The following is an 18,058-nucleotide window of genomic DNA, read 5'->3' as shown; positions in this document are numbered from 1 at the left end:
GGGCGCCCCCCACGCGGGGGGCCGCCGCGCCCCCGGCCCCCCCCCGCCCCCCCCCCCGTCCCCGGGCGTCAGTCGGCCAGGGGGAGGTAGACCTTGTTGCCGTGGGCCTTGAACTCCTCGGACATGGCCTGCATGCCGGCCAGGGCCTCCGGGTCGAACTCGGTGGCCACGGCGCTGGAGCCGTCGCCGTGCTCGTCGCGGATCTTCTGGGAGATCTTCATCGAGCAGAACTTCGGGCCGCACATGGAGCAGAAGTGGGCCGTCTTGGCGGGTTCGGCGGGGAGGGTCTCGTCGTGGAAGTCGCGGGCGGTCTCCGGGTCGAGGGCCAGGTTGAACTGGTCCTCCCAGCGGAACTCGAAGCGGGCGTCGGAGAGGGCGTCGTCCCAGGCCTGGGCTCCGGGGTGGCCCTTGGCGAGGTCGGCGGCGTGGGCGGCGATCTTGTAGGTGATCACGCCGGTCTTGACGTCGTCGCGGTTGGGCAGGCCCAGGTGCTCCTTGGGCGTGACGTAGCAGAGCATCGCGGTGCCCCACCAGGCGATCATCGCGGCGCCGATGCCCGAGGTGATGTGGTCGTAGCCGGGGGCGACGTCGGTGGTGAGCGGGCCGAGGGTGTAGAACGGCGCCTCGTCGCAGATCTCCTTCTGGAGATCCATGTTCTCCTTGATCTTGTTCATCGGGACGTGGCCCGGGCCCTCGATCATCACCTGGACGTCGCGCTCGCGGGCGATCCGGCCGAGTTCGCCGAGGGTCTTGAGCTCGGCGAACTGCGCCTCGTCGTTGGCGTCGGCGATCGAGCCGGGACGCAGGCCGTCACCGAGGGAGAAGGTCACGTCGTAGGAGGCGAGGATGTCGCAGAGTTCCTCGAAGTTGGTGTAGAGGAAGTTCTCCTGGTGGTGCGCCAGGCACCAGGCGGCCATGATCGAGCCGCCGCGCGAGACGATGCCGGTCTTGCGGCGGGCGGTGAGCGGGACGTAGCGCAGCAGCACGCCGGCGTGGACGGTCATGTAGTCGACGCCCTGCTCGCACTGCTCGACGATGGTGTCCCGGTAGACCTCCCAGCTCAGGTCCTCGGCCCGGCCGTCGACCTTCTCCAGGGCCTGGTAGAGCGGCACGGTGCCGATCGGCACGGGGGAGTTGCGCAGGATCCACTCGCGGGTGGTGTGGATGTTGCGGCCGGTGGAGAGGTCCATGACGGTGTCGGCGCCCCAGCGGGTGGCCCAGGTCATCTTCTCCACCTCCTCCTCGATCGAGGAGGTGACGGCCGAGTTGCCGATGTTGGCGTTGATCTTCACCAGGAAGTTGGTGCCGATGACGGCCGGCTCGACCTCGGGGTGGTTCACGTTGACCGGGATGACGGCCCGGCCGCGGGCCACCTCGGCGCGCACGAACTCCGGCGCGAGGCCCTCGCGCAGCGCCACGAACTCCATCTCCGGGGTCACCACGCCCCGCTTGGCGTACGCGAGTTGGGTGACGGCGACACCGCCGCGGCCGCGCAGCGGACGGCGCGGGCGGCCGGGGAAGACGGCGTCCAGGTTGCGCAGGTTCCCGCCGCGCGGCGAGGTGTGCTTGATCCCGTCGTCCTCGGGGCGCGCCTCGCGGCCGTCGTACTCCTCGACGTCGCCGCGCTGACGGATCCAGGAGTCGCGCAGGGCGGGCAGGCCGCGGCGCACGTCGGGCTCGTAGGACGCGTCGGTGTACGGGCCGGAGGTGTCGTACAGCGGGACGGACTTGCCGTTGGTGAGCCGCACTTCGCGGTACGGGACGCGCAGGTCGGGGCGCGATCCGTCGCGGTAGGCCTTGTTCCAGGCCGGGGTGGGGTAGCCGGTGCGCTCGCTGCTGGGGGCGTTCCGGGCAGGCTGCGGCTGTGCTTCGAACGTGGTCATCTGACCTCTACTCCCTACGCCGGCATTACCCGGTCCAGGTTCCTGCGGTCGACGCAGCCGTCGGTCCGTCCGTCGACGGTCCGGTCAGCGCCCTCTCAGCCCGGTGCTCCGAGCTCCCGCGTCGCAGGCGGTGTTGCCTGCACATGACGCCCAACACCGTAGCGAGCCGATCGCCGCAGGTCCAGAGCGGGTCCGGCGCGGGCCCGGGGCGCGGGCCCGGCGGCGGGCGCGGCGGGGGGCGCACGCGCGGGGCTTCCCGGGAACGGCCGAGGCCCGGCTCCCCGCGTGGGGGACCGGGCCTCAGGGCGGCGGTTCGGGGAGGGGGTCAGCCCTTGGCGGCCTTCTTCACCAGGATGACCACGGCCGCCGCGATGCCGACGACGACCAGCAGCTTGATCACGATGCCGAGCAGCGCCCCGACCACGCCGAACACGAAGGCGACGATGTTCCAGGCCAGTACCAGGACCAGCACCGGGATGACGATGTTGCGCACCCACGAGGGCAGCGACTTCCAGAGCTCAGCCATGTCCGTACCTCTTCTCCCCTTGGGTCGGCCGCCGTCCGGTGCCGCATCCCGCTTGCTTTCGGTACTTCGATCGTACGGTGGCCCGAGTGCCGGAACGAGGCCCAACGGCCCGGAGAGAACCCCGAGATCACCCCGACCCCGACCCCCGGGAACACCCCCTGCGGTTCTACGGGGTCACCCCCCAGGAGACCCCCGCCGAACGGTCGGCCGGAGGCTCCGCAGCAGGTCGGCGGCGGGTCCGCGGCGGGTCAGACCGGCCAGCGCTCACCGCGCCACGCGGCGTCCCAGAACATCCACTCATAGCGCGAGGTGGTCACGAAGTGATCGACGACCTTGCGGCGTTCGGCCGGGGAGAGCTCCTCGCCGATCCGGTCGGTGAGGGCCAGCACCCGGCGGACCACGGACTGGAAGGCCTCGTCGCCGTAGGTGGCGATCCACTTGGCGTACAGCGGGTCCGGGGAGCCCTGGGCGAGCAGTTCCCCGCCGACCCGGGCGTAGATCCAGTAGCAGGGCAGTACCGCGCCGACGGCCTCGGCGAAGGAGCCGCCGTAGACGGTGGCCAGCAGGTAGCTGGTGTAGGCCCGGGTGGTGGGCAGCACCGGTTCGGCGGCGGCCTCGGCGGCGGTGCCGCCGAAGGCGGTCAGGAACTCCGCGTGCATGCCCTGCTCGGCGGCCAGCGCGCCGACCGCGTCGTCGGCGAACGCCCGGACGTCCTCCTCGCCGGGCGCCTTGGCGGCGCAGACGGCGAGGGCGCGGGCGTAGTCGCGCAGGTAGTGCGAGTCCTGGACGACGAAGTGGCGGAAGGCCTGGCGCGGCAGGGTGCCGTCGGTGAGGCCGGCGAGGAAGGGGTGGGCGAGGATCTCGGCGTAGACCGGCTCGATGGCCGCCCAGAGTTCTTCGGTGAGGCTGCGGGGCATGCGAAGGGTCATGCGGACGACCCTAGACGGCCGGGGTTCCCGGCCCGGATTCCGGTCCGGGAGCACGGTCACGGAGCCCGGTCACGGAGCCCGCTCACGGAGCCCGCTCACGGAGCACGGCCACGGAGTCCGGTCACGGGGCGACCGGCCCCGAGCTGCTCAGTCCTCCGGCGGGGAGAACACGACCAGGACCCGCAGCTCCTCCGTGACGTGGTGGAACCGGTGCGGGGTGCCCGCCGGGACGTACACCACGGTGCCGCGGGCGACGGTCGCCGTCTCGGCCCCGACGGTCAACTCGGCCCGGCCGCTGATCACCTGGTAGATCTCGTCCTGGTCGTGCGCGGTCTGCGGGTCGGTGTCGCCGGGGGAGAGCGCGTACAGCCCGGCGGACATCCGCGGTTCGCGCAGGAACCGCAGGTAGGCGCCGTCGTTGGCGGCGCGTTCGGCGTCCAGTTCGTGCAGCCGGAACAGCTTCACCACCGTCTCCTTCCCTCGTTCGTCCACCTCAGGGACCAGGGGCATTCAACACCAACCCGCCGTGTGGTGGTTCCCCGCGGCCGTGTTGCCTGCCAGGCTTGGGCGGCATGAAGGGTTTCGTCATCAAGACACTGATCAACGCGGCGGCCATCTGGGTCGCCGCCTGGATCGTCAGCGGCCTCCAACTCGCCCAGGGCAAAGCCGACTGGCAGCACAAGGCACTGACGGTGCTCGGCGTCGCCGTCGTGTTCGGCGTCGTCAACTGGCTGATCAAGCCGGTGGTCAAGCTGTTCTCGTTCCCGCTGTTCATCCTCACGCTGGGCCTGATCACCTTCGTGATCAACGCCCTGATGCTGCTGCTCACCTCGTGGGCGTCGGGGAAGCTGAACCTGGACTTCCACGTGACCGGCTTCGGGGCCGCACTGGTCGGTTCGCTGATCATCAGCCTGGTCTCCTGGGGCCTGCACCTGGCCCTGGACGACGACTGACCCCCGTCGTGCGCACCCGCGCGAGGGGCCCGTACCCGGTACACCCGGGTACGGGCCCCTTCGTCGTCCCGGCGGGCCCCGCGGCCCCGGTCACCCCGCGTTCTCACGCCCCCTGAGGATGTCGGCGAGCTTGGCGTCGAGTTCCTGCCCGGCGAGCTCCTGCCCCATCGGGACCACCCGGTCGGTGCGCGCCAGGAAGGCGATCAGCGGCGCCGACGAGGCCCGCAGCACGGCGGCGCCGTCGGGGGAGCGCAGCACGATGCAGACCTCCGAGAGCTCCTCGCCGACGGGGTGGATGTGCACGTCGCCCTCGCCGGCCGGCCCGCTGATCCCGTCGAGGAGCAGTTCCCGGGCGAAGAACCAGGTGACCGGGGCGTCGCCGGGCAGGTTGAAGGTGAACCGCACCGCGTACGGGTCACCGGCCTCGTAGGCGAGGTCCACCGGGATGCGGAAGGAGAGCTCGTGCGAGACCACGAGGTTCATCACCAGGTGGCCCTGGACTGTGCTGTGCTGCATGGCGCCAGTACCTCTCGTTCTGCCCGGACGGTCGGTGCGCTGGGTCCGATGGCGGCCGGACACGGTTTCGACGGTTTTTACGACGGTTTATGCAACCAATCCACGTTCGATCCTCATCGTCCCTGTTTGGGGATGAAGTGGACAAGGTGTGCTTTTTCAAATGGTGAACGAGGGGAACCCCGGGGGACCCCGTGCGGCGCAAGGAGCGTCAGAGGACGAACGACGGGCTCATCTCCCCCACACCGCACCTCACTTGACGGGCGACCACGGCCAATCGGTCGACCTGCGGGACCGGCAGGGACACGGCCATGGTGGCGACCACCGGGCCGATGGTGACGGGCACGGCCGCGCAGACCGGGCCGAGCGCGTACTCCTGCCGCTCCGGCACGGGCATGGTCGGTGCCGACTTCCCGGACGGCTGCGCGGTCCGATCGATGCCACCCCACCCCCAGCCCGAGTCCCTCGTACAGGTCCCTGCCCAGAACGGACATCCGGAGCGAATCCTCCGATGTGCCCGATGGTCGCCCATTGCAGCACAGCGGGGGCCCGAACGGACGCACCCGCTTGGGTCGGCGTTTCGGTCCATTTCCCGGGTTTCGACGCATTCCCGGCGCGGGAGACTCCCGCACAACGCTCCTGCCCCGGAGGTGGCCATGGGCCCCGAGAACCGAACCCCGCCACCGCGCCCGGTCGTGAAGCGCACCGCGCGGGCGATCCTGCTGGAGCTGGACCCGGACGATCCGCAGGGCCCGGCCTCGATCGTGCTGATCAGGCGGGTCCGGCCGGACGCGCCGCACCCGTACTGGATCACGCCCGGCGGCGGGGTCGAGCGGGACGACCGGACGGTGGTCGAGGCGCTGCACCGCGAGGTGGACGAGGAGCTCGGCGGCAAGGTCGTGGACGTGGTGCCCGCCTTCGTGGACACCATCAGCCACCCGCTCCCCCCGCTGCCGGCCGGGGACGCCTCGGCCGACGAGGGCGCCCTCCCGCACCCGCACGGGGTCAAGGTGCAGCACTTCTTCGTCTGCCGGCTCGCCTCGATGGACCTCAGCCGGCGGCACGGTCCGGAGGTGACGGAGCCGAACGGCGAGTACGAGGTGGTCCGGCTGCCGTTCACCCGGGAGGGGGTCACCTCGGTCAACGTCGTCCCGCCCCGGCTGCGGGCGTACCTGGCGGCCAACATCGAGGGCATCCGCGCGCTGCTCGCGCCCGACCTCGGCTGACCGGGCCGGGCGGGCCCACCGACCCCGCCGCCCCCGCCGACCCCGCCGGGCCGGGTGCAGGGCCGCCTCCACCGGTCACCGGACGACACCGTCCATCACCACCCGTCACCCGGCGGCCAGGTCGCCGACCAGGTCGTGCCGGATCCGCTCGGCCGGCACCCCGGACCGCAGCAGCACCCCGACGCCCCGGCGCACCATCGCGGGCGGTCCGCTGAGCACCGCCTCGCGGTCCGCCCACGGGCCGAACCTGCCGACCACCTCCGGGAGTTCACCGGTCAGCAGGCCCCCGGCCGGCCCGGTGCCGGACAGCACCGGCCGGACCGTCAGCCAGGGGTGGCTGCGGGCCAGCTCGTACAGCCCGTCCAGCTCGTACAGCTCCTCGGCGCGGCGGGCCCCGTAGAACACCTCGACCCGGCGGCCGGGCGCGCCGTGGGCGGCGGCCTCCTCGACCAGCGCGCGGATCGGCGCGATGCCGGTGCCGCCGCCGAGGCAGAGCAGGTCCGGGCCGGCGGTGTGGTCGACGGTCATCGAGCCGGCCGCCGGGCCCAGCCGCAGGACGTCCCCGGGCGCGGCCCGGTGGACCAGCGCGTTGCTCACCCAGCCCGCCTGGACAGCCTTGACGTGGAAGGTCAGCAGCCCGTCCGGGCGGGGGGCGGAGGCGAAGGAGTAGTGCCGCCAGACCCTCGGCCACCAGGGCGTCTCCAGGGCGGCGTACTGCCCGGCCCGGTACGGGTACGCCTGGTCCGGGCGGACGGTGACCACCGCGACGTCCGGGGTCCGGTGCTCGTGCCGGACGACCTCGCCCTGCCACCAGGGCGGCGAGGTGCGGGCGGCCTCCTCGGCGGCCTCGGTCATGATCGAGGAGATCAGCCGGTAGGCGCGCCGCCAGGCCAGCTCGGTGTCGGCGTCCCAGCGGTTGCCCGCGTACCGGGCCAGCGCCTGCACCAGGCACTCCCCGACCGGCGCGTAGTGGCCGGTCAGCGTGCCGTACCGGCGGTGGCCTCGGCCGAGCGCGGCCAGCCCGGCGCGCAGGGCGACCGGGTCCTCGGCACCGCGCGCGGCGGACAGCAGCGCGCGGAACAGCCGGTCGCGCTGGACGTCCATGGCCGCGGGGAAGAGCGAACGGACCTCGGGGTGGTTCAGGAAGATCAGCGCGTAGAAGTGCGCGGTGGCCCGGTCGGCGACCGGCTCGACGACGGCGAGGCTGGCCCGGATCAGCTCGATGTCCCGTGCGGTGAGCGGCAGTTCGACGGCGCCGGCGTCGACGGAGGCGACCGCGGTGGCGTCGGCCGGCCCGGCGGTGGGCGGCAGCGCGGACGGCACGGTCGGCAGCTCGACGGGCCGCGCGGCCGGGGCCTGCGCCGTCCCGGGGAACGGCGCAGGAGCGGACCATGCGTCGCTCCAACTGTCGCCCGGCCCGGACCAGTTGAGCCCGGGCGCGTCGGCGAACAGCGGGCGGAAGGCGGGCGAGGTGCCGGTGGCCGAGACCGGCGCCGCCGGGTAGCCCGGCCCGGAGCGGTCCGCCCCCGGGTGGTCCGCCCCCGGGTAGCCGGGCGCCGGATGGCCGGACGCCGGATGGCCGGACGCCGGGTAGCTCGGCGCCGGCACGGCCGGCGGCTCGGACGGCATGGCCGGGATCACCAGGCGGACGGGGTCCGGCCCGGCGGCGTCCGGCACCAGCGGCAGATCCGGCGGCAGGTCCGGCGGGTCCAGCGGCCGCGGCGGCCGTACGGTCGCCTCCGGCGCCGCCGCCCCCTCGGGCGGGAGCTCCGGGAGGCCCGGGACGGAGGCGGCCCCCGCCGAGCCGAGCCCGGTGCGGACCAGAAGTGTTCTGCGGGACTTCACCGCTACGTTTCGAGTACCCAAGAGAATCGTTTCGCCTCCGGCTGCCCTGCGCCACCACCTGGCTTGTCTCTGCTGACGCCTAGGCAGCGTGGCACGCCCGAACTGCTCATCCGACAAATCACGCGAAGCCCGGACACCCGGGCCGGCGACGCGCTACTCTCACTCGTCGCGGTTGCCCTGAGTGGCCCCCCGTCCACCCAGGGCAACCGCCGTCCGCGCGCGGCAGGCTCCCTCAGAGCTGCCGCAGCAGCATCCCCGGCTGCTCCACGCAGTCCGCGACGAACCGCAGGAAGCCGCCCGCGGTGCCGCCGTCGCAGACCCGGTGGTCGAAGGTGAACGACAGCTGCGTCACCTCGCGCACCGCCAACTCCCCCTCGTGGACCCACGGTTTGGCGACGATCCGGCCGACCCCGAGCATCGCCGCCTCGGGGTGGTTGAGGATCGGGGTGGAGCCGTCCACGCCGAACACCCCGTAGTTGTTCAACGTGAAGGTGCCGCCGGTCAGTTCGGCCAGGGTGAGCGAACCGTTGCGCGCCGACTCGGTCAACCGGCCCAGCTCCTCGCCGAGTTGCTCGGTACTGCGAGCCTGCGCGTCCCGCACCACCGGCACGACCAGGCCGCGCTCGCCCTGCGCCGCGAAGCCCAGGTGCACCGCCGAGTGCCGGACGATGCCCGAACCGTCCTCGGTCACCGAGGAGTTGAGCTCGGGGAAGCGCGCCAGCGCGACCGTGCAGATCCGCGCCAGCAGCGCCAGCACGCTCACCTTCGGTCCCGGCGCGGCGTTCAACTGCCGTCGCAGCGCCATCAGTCCGGTGGCGTCGGCGTCCACCCAGCAGGTCGCGGCCGGGATCTCCCGGTGACTGCGGCTGAGCTTCTCGGCCACCGCCCGGCGCAGCCCGCGCAGCGGGACGACGCCCTCCGCTGCGACCGCCGACGGACTGGCGGCGGCAGCAGCGGCTGGGGCAACAGCGGCCACGGCTGCGGCCACCGGTGCCGCGACCCCGGCCGCGACCGCCCGTTCGACATCCGCCCGCATGATCAGCCCGTCCGGCCCGCTCCCGGTGAGCGCGGCCAGGTCGACGCCCTGCTCCCGCGCCAGCCGCCGCACCAGCGGCGAGATCACCGGCACCACGACCGGCACCTCCGGTACCACCGCGACCGGAGCCGCGACGGGCGCCACGACCGGCACCGCGACCGGCATGACCACCGCGCCCGGAGCCGACGAGCCGACCCGGCGTCGTCGCCCGCCCTTCGCGGTCTCCGCGACGCCGTACCCGACCAGCGGCCGCTCGACCCCGGCGGCCGGCTCGGCGGCGACGGCAGCACCGGCAGCCGCACCGGCACCGGCACCGGCACCCGACGGGCCCGCCACAGGAAGCCCGCCCTCCGACGCCACCGCGACCGTCACCAGCGGCGCGCCGACGGCGACCTCCTCGCCCTCCTCGCCGTACCGCGCGGTGACCACCCCGCCGTACGGGCAGGGCACCTCCACCACGGCCTTGGCGGTCTCCACCTCCACCACCGCCTGGTCGACCGCGATCACGTCGCCGACCTCGACCATCCAGCGCACCACCTCGGCCCCGGTGAGACCCTCACCGAGATCGGGCAGCCGGAACTCCCGTACGACGGGCATCATGCTCAGTCCTCCCACTGGAGCCGGGCGACCGCGTCCAGGATCCGGTCCACCCCGGGCAGGTGGTGGTGCTCCAGCATCGGCGGCGGGTACGGGATGTCGAAGCCGGTGACCCGCAGGACGGGCGCGGCCAGGTGGTGGAAGCAGCGCTCGGTGACGCGCGCGGCGATCTCCGCGCCGGTGCCGCCGAAGCCGGTCGCCTCGTGCACGACCACGGCCCGGCCGAGCGAGCGCACCACCCGGCAGACCGTCTCGTCGTCGAACGGCACCAGGCTGCGCAGGTCCAGCACCGCGAGGTCCCAGCCCTCGGCCTTCGCCGTCTCGGCCGCCTCCAGGCAGACCGGCAGCGAGGGACCGTAGGTGATCAGCACGGCGGAGGTCCCGGTGCGCCGCAGCACGGCCTTCCCGACCGGTTCGACCGGCGCCGCCGGGTCGAGTTCGTCCTTGCCCCAGTAGAGCCGCTTGGGCTCCAGGAAGACCACCGGGTCGTCGGACGCGATCGAGGCGCGCAGCAGCCCGTACGCGTCGGCCACCGTCGCCGGGGTGACCACGTGCAGGCCGGGGGTGCTGGTGTAGTACGCCTCGGAGGCGTCGCTGTGGTGCTCGACCCCGCCGATACCGCCGCCGTACGGGATCCGGACGGTGATCGGCAGCGGCATCCGGCCCGCCGTGCGGTTGCGCATCTTGGCGACGTGCGAGAACAGCTGCTCCAGCGCCGGGTAGGCGAAGGCGTCGAACTGCATCTCGACCACCGGGCGCAGCCCGTACATCGCCATGCCGATCGCGGTGCCGAGGATGCCGGCCTCGGCCAGCGGGGTGTCCAGGCAGCGGTCCGGGCCGAATTCGGCGGTCAGGCCGTCGGTGATCCGGAAGACGCCGCCGAGCGCGCCGACATCCTCGCCGAGGACGTGGACCGCCGGGTCCGCGTGCATGGCGTCCCGCAGCGCGGAGTTGAGCGCCTGCGCCATGGAGGCGGTCCGGGTGGCGCTCCGGGTCGGGGTAGCCGTGTCGGTCATTACTGCTGCACCTCGGCCTCGGCGGCCAGCTCGGCGGACAACTGGGCTGCCTGTTCCCGCAGTTGCGGGGTCGGCTCGGCGAAGACGTGGGCGAACAGCGACATCGGGTCGAGGTCCGGTTCGGCGTGGAACTCGGCCCGCATCCGGGCGGCCAGTGCCTCGGCCTCGTCCGCCGCCTCCTGCACCAGCCGGTCGTCCAGCACGCCGAGTTCGCGCAGGGCGCGCTCCATCAGCAGGATCGGGTCGTGCTCCCGCCAGGCGGCCACCTCGGGCTCGGTGCGGTAGCGGGTGGCGTCGTCGGCATTGGTGTGCGCCTCGACCCGGTAGGTCAGCGCCTCGACCAGGGTCGGGCCGCCGCCGCTACGGGCCCGCTCGACGGCCTCGGTGAGCACGGAGTGCACGGCGGGGGCGTCGTTGCCGTCGACCAGCCGGCCCGCCATGCCGTAGCCGACGGCCTTGTGGGCGAGGGTGGGCGCGGCGGACTGCGCGCTGAGCGGCACGGAGATCGCGTAGCCGTTGTTCTGCACCAGGAAGACCACCGGCGCGTCGAGCACGGCCGCGAAGTTCAGCGCCTCGTGGAAGTCGCCCTCGCTGGTGCCGCCGTCGCCGAGCATCGCCAGCGCGACCACCGGGTCGCCGCTCAGCCGGGCGGCGTGCGCCAGCCCGACGGCGTGCGGGGCCTGGGTGGCGAGCGGGGTGCAGAGCGGGGCGGTGCGGGTGGCGCGCGGGTCGTAGCCGGTGTGGGCGTTGCCGCGCAGCAGGGTCAGCGCCTCCAGCGGGTCGACGCCCCGGGAGACCACCGCGAGGGTGTCGCGGTAGCTGGGGAACAGCCAGTCCTGCTCGCCGAGCACCAGCGCGGCGGCGACCTGGCAGGCCTCCTGGCCGGTGGACGCCGGGTAGACGGCGAGCCGGCCCTGCTTGGTCAGGGTGGTGGCCTGCTGGTTGTACCGGCGGCCGACGACCAGGCGCCGGTGGAGCTCGCGCAGCAGCGCCGGGTCGTACTTCTCCAGCGCGGGGGTGCCGAGCACCCGCACGGGGGAGGGGTCCGGCAGAAGGGGGGCCGGATCGGTGCGCGGGGCGGTCGCTCCGGGCAGCCATCCGGGTACGCCCGTGTGGTGTCTGTGGTCGAGAACGGTCATCTCGGGGCACCTCCAGGGGTGGCGGGGGCTCCCTACCGATTGTTCGGTTGTCTGTTCATCTTGACCAGAAGCGTGACAAGGTGGTGGACATTCGGCTTGAGCGGCGGTCGACTGGTGGCAGTGTGTCCAATCGATAGGGGTGGCGGGTCGTGTCGGCTGAACAGATGTCCAGACTCGACCGGGTCGACCGTTCGATCCTGCGGCTGCTGCAGCAGGACGGCCGCGCCTCGATCCGCTCGGTGGCCGAGCGGGTGCACGTGTCCCGGGCGAACGCGTACGCCCGGATCTCCAGGATGGTCGAGGACGGCATCATCCGCGGCTTCACGGCCCGGGTGGACCACGAACGCGCAGGTCAGACCGCGTCCGCGTACATCACCCTGAAAATCGTCCAGAACTCCTGGCGCACGGTCCGCGAGCAGCTGCTGGAGCTGCCGGGGGTGGCGCACATCGCGCTGGTCGGCGGGGACTTCGACGTCCTGCTGCTGGTGCACACCGCCGACAACCTGGCCCTGCGGGAGCTGGTGCTCAACCGCATCCAGTCCATCCCCCAGGTGCTCGGCACCCGCACGATGCTGGTCTTCGAGGAGACCGACCAGGTCCCCCCGGACTGATCCGCCGGCCCCGGCCCCCCACAGCCCGGCCGGACCAGGGCCGGGCCGAAGCAGGGCGTGACAGGGCCGAAGCAGGGACAGGGGCAGGGGGCTACCGCGCCCGCAGCCCGTCGAAGGCCAGGTGCACCACCGCGTCCGCGACCCCGTCGGCCGCCTTGAGCCCGGGCCGGTACCACTCCACGATCGAGTTGATCATCCCGAACAGCAGCCGGGTGGCCAGCCGCGGCTCCACGTCCGCGCGCAGCGAGCCGTCCGCGACGGCCGCCCGCAGCAGCTCGGCGACCTGGTGGTCGAAGTCCCGCCGCCGCTCCAGCGCCCACTGCTCGGTGGCCGTGTTGCCGCGCACCCGCAGCAGCAGCGTCACGTACGGCAGCTCCGCCAGCAGCACCTCGGCGGTGCGCCGCACCACGTGCTCCAGCCGCTCCACCGCCGGGCCCCCGACCGCCGCCGGCTCGGCCAGGATCCCGAACAGTCCGTCCAGCGCCCGCCCGACCGCCAGCCGCAGCAGCTCCTCCTTGCCGCGGACGTGGTGGTAGATCGAGGACTTGGAGATCCCGGCCGCCCGGGACAGGTCCTCCATCGAGGTGCCGTCGTAGCCGCGCTCGTTGAAGACGTCGACGGTCACCGCGAGCAGTGACTCCACGGTGTAGGCGGTGCGCGTGGTGTGATCGGCCATCCCCCGAGTATCCCCGCCCGCCCCGCCCGGTACGCCGTCGGGTCCTCCCCGCCCGCGTCTTCCGGGGGACTTGGTCCACACCACAGGAGGGGTGCAGGCCCTAGAATCTGCGGACTATCCGTCCACGTCCAGCAGGCTGGGGTCCACGGCTGATGAACGCAATACCGGCAGTCGCCTCCGACGTGCCAGAGCAGCGCAGCGGGGAGCCGGAGGACGCCTCGCGCGCCTGGCAGGAGCGCGGCCGCGCGCTGGTGGTCCGCTTCGGTCCGGCCGTGTGGTGCTACGCGGTGCTCAAGCTGGTCGGCTTCACCGTGTTCATGAAGCTGCTCTCCTTCGCCGGCGACTACGCGAAGAAGCCGGCCCGGTTCGGCGGCGGCGCCAACCCGTGGGACGTCCTGGCCAGCTGGGACGGCTGGTGGTACCAGCAGGTGGCCCAGTTCGGCTACCACCCGGCGCTGGTCCCGATCCCGGGGCCGGAGGGCTTCAACATCGAGCAGAACTCGGCCGCCTTCTTCCCGCTCTACCCGGGTCTGATGCGGCTGACCTCGGAGGTCACCCCGCTCGGCCTGTACGGCGCCGGGATGCTGGTCTCGGTGGTGGCCTCGCTGTTCGCCGCCGCCGGGATCTACGCCGTGGTGGAGAAGCTGTCCGGGGACGTCCGGGCGGGCGTGGTCGCGGCCGGGCTCTGGGCGATCGCCCCGGGCTCGGGCGCCGAGTGGGCGGTCTACTCGGACTCGACCTTCGTCGCGCTGGCCGCCTGGGCCTGCTACTGCGTGATGACCAGGCAGTGGGTCGCGGCCGGGGTGATCACCCTGGTCGCCGGGCTCAACCGGCCGACCGCGGCGGCGCTGATCGGCGCGGTGGGCCTGGCCGCGCTGGTCGAGCTGTACCGGCGGGAGAGCGGCGTGCTGCGCCCGCTGACCGCGATGCTGCTGGCCCCGGTCGGGCTGCTGGGCTACGTCGGCTGGGTGGGCTGGCGGACCGGCGAGTGGGGCGGCTACTTCCGGCTGCAGCACGACGCCTGGCTGCACTACTTCGACGGGGGCCAGGGCACCTGGCACGCGATCCGGGGCGTGCTGCTGGGCCGCGGCGACTACCCCTTCGCCTTCCCGGTGCCGGACCTGCTCGCCACCCTGATCGTGCTCAGCCTGCCGATGCTGATCGTGCTGATGATCCGGCTGCGCCCGCCGCTGGTGCTGACCGCCTACACGCTGGCGACGATCGTCTCGGTGCTCGGCAGCCTCGGCATCTTCGGCAACACCTCGCGCTACCTGCTGCCCGCGTTCCCGCTGCTCATCGCCCTCGCGGTGGCGATGCGCAAGCTGAGCTGGCCGGTGCTGGCCGCCGTGCTGGGCACCGGCGCGCTCGCCTCCGGCTGGTACGGCGGGTACGTGCTGTTCGAGCTGGGCGTGCCGTAGGGAGAGCACACCCGGCCGCCGGCCGGCAGCCACCGGAGCCCACGGGGGCGCGTCCGCCACGGACGCGCCCCCGTTCGTCTGCCCGGACACCCGGGCCCGTACGTTCGCCCGTACGTTCGCGCGGACCCCGTACGCGGACACCCCCGTACGCGGACACCCCCGCCCGTGCGGCCGCGCGGATTCCCGTCCCCGAACCCTCTTGAGCCGACCGATCGTTCGGTTACTCTGTGACGTGTCCCGTCCTCCCCTCTGAGGAGCGCACCGATGTCCGCAGCGGTCACCCACCCCCTCGTCAGCGAGCTGGTCGAACGCCACCAGGCCACCCTGGACGCCGCGCTCGCCGCCGCCGCCAAGCGCGACTACTGGTCGCCCTACCCCGAGTTCCCGAAGGCGTACGGCGAGAGCGGCCCGGCCGACGGCAAGGCCGCCTTCGACGCCCTGCTCGGCAAGCCCTTCGACCTGCCGGGCCACCCCTGCGACGGCGACCGGGTCGGCGGCGAGGCCTCCCCGTACGGCGTCGAGCTGGGCATCACCTACCCGCACGCCGGCCCGGACGCGCTGATCGCCGCGCTCACCGCCGCCCGCCCCGGCTGGGCCGCCGCCTCCCCGCTGGAGCGCGCCGCCGTCTGCCTGGAGATCCTGCACCGGATCAACGCCCGCTCCCACGAGTTCGCCCAGGCCGTGATGCACACCACCGGCCAGGCGTACGGCATGGCCTTCCAGGCCGGCGGCCCGCACGCCCAGGACCGCGGCCTGGAGGCCGTCGCCTACGCGTACGCCGAGCAGACCCGGCTGCCGAAGCAGGCCGGCTGGACCAAGCCGCAGGGCAAGCGCGACCCGCTGGTGATGACCAAGGAGTTCACCGTCGTCCCGCGCGGCCTCGCGCTGCTGATCGGCTGCAACACCTTCCCCACCTGGAACGGCTACCCCGGCCTGTTCGCCTCCCTGGCCACCGGCAACCCGGTGCTGGTCAAGCCGCACCCGCGGGCCGTGCTGCCGCTCGCGCTGACCGTGCGGACCGCCCGCGAGGTGCTCGCCGAGGCCGGCTTCGACGCCGACCTGGTCTGCCTGGCCGCCGAGCACGAGGGCGGCACCGTCGCCGCGACCCTCGCCGTCCGCCCCGAGATCAAGATGATCGACTACACCGGCTCGACCGCCTTCGGCGACTGGCTGGAGGACAACGCCCGGCAGGCCCAGGTGTACACCGAGAAGGCCGGCGTCAACGCGGTGCTGATCGACTCCACCGACGACTACAAGGGCATGCTGGGCAACCTGGCCTTCGCGCTCTCGCTCTACAGCGGCCAGATGTGCACCACCCCGCAGAACGTGCTGATCCCGCGCGGCGGCATCGGCACCGACCAGGGCGACAAGTCCTACGACGAGGTCGTCGCCGACCTGGCCGGCGCGATCGAGGGCCTGCTCTCCGACGACGCCCGCGCCGCCGCCGTCCTCGGCGCCGTGGTCAACCCGGGCGTGCTGCAGCGCTCGGCCGCCGCGGCCGGCGGCGAGTACGGCGAGGTCGCCCTCGCCCCGCGCGCGGTGACCTCGCCGGACTTCCCCGGCGCGACCGTCCGCACCCCCGCCCTGGTCAAGCTGGACGCCGACAAGCCGGACGACCGCGCGGTCCTGCGCAGCGAGTGCTTCGGCCCGGTCTCCTTCGCCGTCGCCGTCGAATCCACCGCCGCCGGGATCGAGTTGCTGCGCACCACGGTCCGCGAGAAGGGCGCCATGACGGCCTCCGGCTACACCACCTCGCCCGAGGTGGAGGCGCTGCTGGTGGAGGCCGCGCTGGACTCCGGCGTCTCGCTCTCGCTCAACCTGACCGGCGGCGTCTACCCCAACCAGACCGCCGCCTTCTCCGACCTGCACGGCACCGGCGCCAACCCGGCCGCCAACTCGGCCTACTGCGACGGGGCGTTCGTCGCCAACCGGTTCCGCACGGTGGAGATCCGCCGGCACGCCTGAGCCCCCTCCGGGCACGCCCCCGGGCCCCGGCGGTCACCACCGCCGGGGCCCGGCGGTTCACAGCTCCCACCGGGCCCGCGATGATGGAGTCTGGGAGAACGCCGGGAACGGCGTCCAACCGACCTCCGAACAACGGGAGCTGATACATGGCCGTGAAGCCGACGACCGAAACCGACGTCCTCATCGTCGGCGCCGGACCGACCGGACTGCTGCTGGCCGGCGACCTGGCCGCCGCCGGCATCGGCGTCACCGTGCTGGAGAAGCGGGCCGCCGAGTCGAACCTCACCCGCGCCTTCGCCGTGCACGCCCGCAGCCTGGAGCTGCTGGACGCCCGCGGCCTGGCCGAGGACCTGATCGCCACCGGCCGCCCGCTCGGCGCGCTACGGATGTTCGACCGCTTCGGCATCGACCTCGGCTCGCTCCAGACCCGCTTCCCGTTCGTCCTGATCACCCCGCAGTACAACGTCGAACGGCTGCTCCTGGAACGCGCGGAGAAGGCCGGCGCGGTCCTCCTGCGCGGCACCGAGGTCACCGGGCTGCGCCAGGACGCCGAGGGCGTGACGCTGGAGACCGCCGACGGGCACACCCACCGCGCCGCGTACGCGGTCGGCACCGACGGCGTCCACTCCGCCGTCCGCGACCTGCTCGGCATCCCGTTCCCCGGCGAGTCGGTGGTCGACTCCGTGGTGCTGGCCGACGTCCGGCTGGAGCACGAGCCCACCGAGGCGATCACCGTCGCCGCCAACGACACCGGCTTCGCCTTCATCGCCCCGTTCGGCGACGGCTGGTTCCGGATCATCGCCTGGGACCGCAACGAGCGCTTCCCGGACGGCACCACCCCCACGACGGAGCAGCTCACCGCCCTCACCCGGGCCATCCTCGGCGAGGACTTCGGCCTGCGGGAGGTCCGCTGGAGCTCCACCTTCCACAGCGACGAGCGCCAGGTCCCCAACTACCGCTCCGGCCGGGTCTTCCTGGCCGGCGACGCCGCCCACTGCCACTCCCCGGCCGGCGGCCAGGGCATGAACACCGGCCTCCAGGACGCCGCCAACCTCTCCTGGAAGCTCGCCGCCGCCCTCCGCGGCCGGGCCACCGACGCCCTGCTCGACACCTACCAGACCGAGCGGCACCCGGTCGGGAAGACGGTGCTGCGCACCTCCGGCGCGCTGATCCGGCTCGCCCTCGCCGAGTCCGCCCCCACCCGCGCCCTGCGCGGGGCACTCACCGCGCTGGGCGGCCACCTCGACCTGGTCACCGAGCGCGGCGCCCGGCTGGTCTCCGGCATCGGCATCTCCTACCCCGCGCCCAAGGACGCCCACCCGCAGGTCGGCAAGCGCGTCCCGGACCTGCGGCTGACCGCCCTCAGCAAGCCCGCCGAGGACGCCCCGGCCGCCCCCGAACGGCTCTACGAGGCACTGCGCGCCGGCACCTTCGTGCTCGTCAGCAACGACGAACTGGCCGCCGCCGAGCCCTGGGCCGACCGGATGGTCGCCGCCGCCCCCGCCGACCCGCACGGCAAGCTGCGCGACACCGTCCTGCTGATCCGCCCGGACGGCTACGTCGCCTGGGCCGCCGTCGACCCCGGCCAGGGCGAGCTCCGCGCCGCCCTCACCGACTGGCTCGGCGCCCCGGCCTGACCCCCGTCCGGTCGGGCGCGCGCCCAGGAATCCCGCGCGCCCGCCCGGACGCCGCCGCCCGGACACCGCCGGCCGGGCCGTCCGCCCG

The 18,058-nt window shown here is 73.5% G+C and carries 17 protein-coding genes and 1 riboswitch; of the genes, 6 read left to right on the top strand and 11 right to left on the bottom strand.

All coding sequences use genetic code 11. From position 1 onward, the window contains the following. Positions 1 to 68: 68 nt before the first annotated feature. From thiC to ACFQ6N_RS28435, 4 genes are all read right to left on the bottom strand, one after another. Positions 69 to 1,883 carry a phosphomethylpyrimidine synthase ThiC gene (gene thiC / locus ACFQ6N_RS28450; protein ID WP_380654862.1) on the bottom strand — a complete coding sequence of 605 codons (1,815 nt, stop codon included), beginning with the start codon at positions 1,881 to 1,883 and terminating at the stop codon, positions 69 to 71. Beyond that, positions 1,878 to 2,013: riboswitch (TPP riboswitch) on the bottom strand. It overlaps the preceding gene by 6 nt. 195 nt (positions 2,014 to 2,208) lie before the next feature. Continuing rightward, complete coding sequence (locus tag ACFQ6N_RS28445) at positions 2,209 to 2,409, bottom strand: DUF5326 family protein (protein WP_380654859.1); 201 nt, start codon at positions 2,407 to 2,409, stop codon at positions 2,209 to 2,211. A gap of 248 nt (positions 2,410 to 2,657) precedes the next feature. Then, positions 2,658 to 3,338 (bottom strand): thiaminase II, encoded by a 681-nt coding sequence (gene tenA / locus ACFQ6N_RS28440; protein ID WP_380654857.1) that lies wholly within the window; start codon positions 3,336 to 3,338, stop codon positions 2,658 to 2,660. Between the two features lie 147 nt (positions 3,339 to 3,485). Beyond that, on the bottom strand, positions 3,486 to 3,803 hold the full coding sequence (locus tag ACFQ6N_RS28435) for a cupin domain-containing protein (protein ID WP_380654871.1): 318 nt from the start codon (positions 3,801 to 3,803) through the stop codon (positions 3,486 to 3,488). Between the two features lie 107 nt (positions 3,804 to 3,910). On the opposite strand from ACFQ6N_RS28435, the gene ACFQ6N_RS28430 reads away from it, so the two are divergent. Further along, entirely contained in the window at positions 3,911 to 4,291 is a 381-nt protein-coding gene (locus ACFQ6N_RS28430) for a phage holin family protein (RefSeq protein WP_380654854.1), read from the top strand. Positions 4,292 to 4,381: 90 nt separating this feature from the next. Here ACFQ6N_RS28430 and ACFQ6N_RS28425 read toward each other — a convergent pair whose 3' ends face one another. Then, positions 4,382 to 4,807, bottom strand: coding sequence for an SsgA family sporulation/cell division regulator (locus ACFQ6N_RS28425; RefSeq protein ID WP_380654852.1), 426 nt, complete (start codon positions 4,805 to 4,807; stop codon positions 4,382 to 4,384). Between the two features lie 208 nt (positions 4,808 to 5,015). After that, complete coding sequence (locus tag ACFQ6N_RS28420) at positions 5,016 to 5,201, bottom strand: hypothetical protein (RefSeq protein ID WP_380654849.1); 186 nt, start codon at positions 5,199 to 5,201, stop codon at positions 5,016 to 5,018. Between the two features lie 259 nt (positions 5,202 to 5,460). Here ACFQ6N_RS28420 and ACFQ6N_RS28415 point away from each other — a divergent pair, with 259 nt between their 5' ends. After that, a complete protein-coding gene (locus ACFQ6N_RS28415; protein WP_380654846.1) occupies positions 5,461 to 6,030 on the top strand; it encodes an NUDIX domain-containing protein in 570 nt (189 codons plus the stop codon). Between the two features lie 105 nt (positions 6,031 to 6,135). Here ACFQ6N_RS28415 and ACFQ6N_RS28410 read toward each other — a convergent pair whose 3' ends face one another. From ACFQ6N_RS28410 to ACFQ6N_RS28395, 4 genes are all read right to left on the bottom strand, one after another. Beyond that, positions 6,136 to 7,875 carry a globin domain-containing protein gene (locus ACFQ6N_RS28410; protein ID WP_380654843.1) on the bottom strand — a complete coding sequence of 580 codons (1,740 nt, stop codon included), beginning with the start codon at positions 7,873 to 7,875 and terminating at the stop codon, positions 6,136 to 6,138. A 232-nt stretch (positions 7,876 to 8,107) separates the two neighbouring features. Further along, positions 8,108 to 9,508 carry a dihydrolipoamide acetyltransferase family protein gene (locus ACFQ6N_RS28405; RefSeq protein WP_380654868.1) on the bottom strand — a complete coding sequence of 467 codons (1,401 nt, stop codon included), beginning with the start codon at positions 9,506 to 9,508 and terminating at the stop codon, positions 8,108 to 8,110. A gap of 5 nt (positions 9,509 to 9,513) precedes the next feature. Next, positions 9,514 to 10,524 carry an alpha-ketoacid dehydrogenase subunit beta gene (locus ACFQ6N_RS28400; RefSeq protein ID WP_380654841.1) on the bottom strand — a complete coding sequence of 337 codons (1,011 nt, stop codon included), beginning with the start codon at positions 10,522 to 10,524 and terminating at the stop codon, positions 9,514 to 9,516. Beyond that, positions 10,524 to 11,663: a thiamine pyrophosphate-dependent dehydrogenase E1 component subunit alpha gene (locus tag ACFQ6N_RS28395; protein WP_380654837.1), complete on the bottom strand. Its 1,140-nt coding sequence runs from the start codon at positions 11,661 to 11,663 to the stop codon at positions 10,524 to 10,526. Before ACFQ6N_RS28395 ends, ACFQ6N_RS28400 begins: the two co-directional genes overlap by 1 nt. A 164-nt stretch (positions 11,664 to 11,827) precedes the next feature. Here ACFQ6N_RS28395 and ACFQ6N_RS28390 point away from each other — a divergent pair, with 164 nt between their 5' ends. After that, positions 11,828 to 12,274, top strand: a complete 447-nt coding sequence (locus ACFQ6N_RS28390) for an Lrp/AsnC family transcriptional regulator (protein ID WP_380654834.1) — start codon at positions 11,828 to 11,830, stop codon at positions 12,272 to 12,274. A gap of 91 nt (positions 12,275 to 12,365) precedes the next feature. On the opposite strand, the gene ACFQ6N_RS28385 is transcribed toward ACFQ6N_RS28390, so the two are convergent. Next, positions 12,366 to 12,950: a TetR/AcrR family transcriptional regulator gene (locus tag ACFQ6N_RS28385; RefSeq protein WP_380654831.1), complete on the bottom strand. Its 585-nt coding sequence runs from the start codon at positions 12,948 to 12,950 to the stop codon at positions 12,366 to 12,368. Positions 12,951 to 13,102: 152 nt separating this feature from the next. Between ACFQ6N_RS28385 and ACFQ6N_RS28380 the strand changes: the two genes are divergently transcribed. The 3 genes from ACFQ6N_RS28380 (at position 13,103) to ACFQ6N_RS28370 (ending at position 17,970) form a co-directional block, all read left to right on the top strand. Then, positions 13,103 to 14,368, top strand: a complete 1,266-nt coding sequence (locus tag ACFQ6N_RS28380) for a hypothetical protein (protein ID WP_380654829.1) — start codon at positions 13,103 to 13,105, stop codon at positions 14,366 to 14,368. 264 nt (positions 14,369 to 14,632) lie between these two features. Continuing rightward, complete coding sequence (paaN, locus tag ACFQ6N_RS28375; RefSeq protein ID WP_380654827.1) at positions 14,633 to 16,333, top strand: phenylacetic acid degradation protein PaaN; 1,701 nt, start codon at positions 14,633 to 14,635, stop codon at positions 16,331 to 16,333. Positions 16,334 to 16,479: 146 nt separating this feature from the next. Beyond that, on the top strand, positions 16,480 to 17,970 hold the full coding sequence (locus tag ACFQ6N_RS28370) for an FAD-dependent monooxygenase (protein WP_380654824.1): 1,491 nt from the start codon (positions 16,480 to 16,482) through the stop codon (positions 17,968 to 17,970). Positions 17,971 to 18,058 lie beyond the last annotated feature (88 nt).

Source organism: Kitasatospora sp. NPDC056446, from assembly GCF_042796115.1.
Taxonomy (GTDB): domain Bacteria; phylum Actinomycetota; class Actinomycetes; order Streptomycetales; family Streptomycetaceae; genus Kitasatospora.
Note: the sequence above shows the minus strand (reverse complement) of the source record. Positions and strands in the feature narration are given on the sequence as shown.

Coding starts and splice junctions, on each gene's coding strand:
- thiC (WP_380654862.1), bottom strand. CDS start 1,883: ATGACCACGTTCGAAGCACAGCCGCAGCCTGCCCGGAACGCCCCCAGC.
- ACFQ6N_RS28445 (WP_380654859.1), bottom strand. CDS start 2,409: ATGGCTGAGCTCTGGAAGTCGCTGCCCTCGTGGGTGCGCAACATCGTC.
- tenA (WP_380654857.1), bottom strand. CDS start 3,338: ATGACCCTTCGCATGCCCCGCAGCCTCACCGAAGAACTCTGGGCGGCC.
- ACFQ6N_RS28430 (WP_380654854.1), top strand. CDS start 3,911: ATGAAGGGTTTCGTCATCAAGACACTGATCAACGCGGCGGCCATCTGG.
- ACFQ6N_RS28425 (WP_380654852.1), bottom strand. CDS start 4,807: ATGCAGCACAGCACAGTCCAGGGCCACCTGGTGATGAACCTCGTGGTC.
- ACFQ6N_RS28420 (WP_380654849.1), bottom strand. CDS start 5,201: ATGCCCGTGCCGGAGCGGCAGGAGTACGCGCTCGGCCCGGTCTGCGCG.
- ACFQ6N_RS28415 (WP_380654846.1), top strand. CDS start 5,461: ATGGGCCCCGAGAACCGAACCCCGCCACCGCGCCCGGTCGTGAAGCGC.
- ACFQ6N_RS28405 (WP_380654868.1), bottom strand. CDS start 9,508: ATGCCCGTCGTACGGGAGTTCCGGCTGCCCGATCTCGGTGAGGGTCTC.
- ACFQ6N_RS28400 (WP_380654841.1), bottom strand. CDS start 10,524: ATGACCGACACGGCTACCCCGACCCGGAGCGCCACCCGGACCGCCTCC.
- ACFQ6N_RS28395 (WP_380654837.1), bottom strand. CDS start 11,663: ATGACCGTTCTCGACCACAGACACCACACGGGCGTACCCGGATGGCTG.
- ACFQ6N_RS28390 (WP_380654834.1), top strand. CDS start 11,828: ATGTCCAGACTCGACCGGGTCGACCGTTCGATCCTGCGGCTGCTGCAG.
- ACFQ6N_RS28385 (WP_380654831.1), bottom strand. CDS start 12,950: ATGGCCGATCACACCACGCGCACCGCCTACACCGTGGAGTCACTGCTC.
- ACFQ6N_RS28380 (WP_380654829.1), top strand. CDS start 13,103: ATGAACGCAATACCGGCAGTCGCCTCCGACGTGCCAGAGCAGCGCAGC.
- paaN (WP_380654827.1), top strand. CDS start 14,633: ATGTCCGCAGCGGTCACCCACCCCCTCGTCAGCGAGCTGGTCGAACGC.
- ACFQ6N_RS28370 (WP_380654824.1), top strand. CDS start 16,480: ATGGCCGTGAAGCCGACGACCGAAACCGACGTCCTCATCGTCGGCGCC.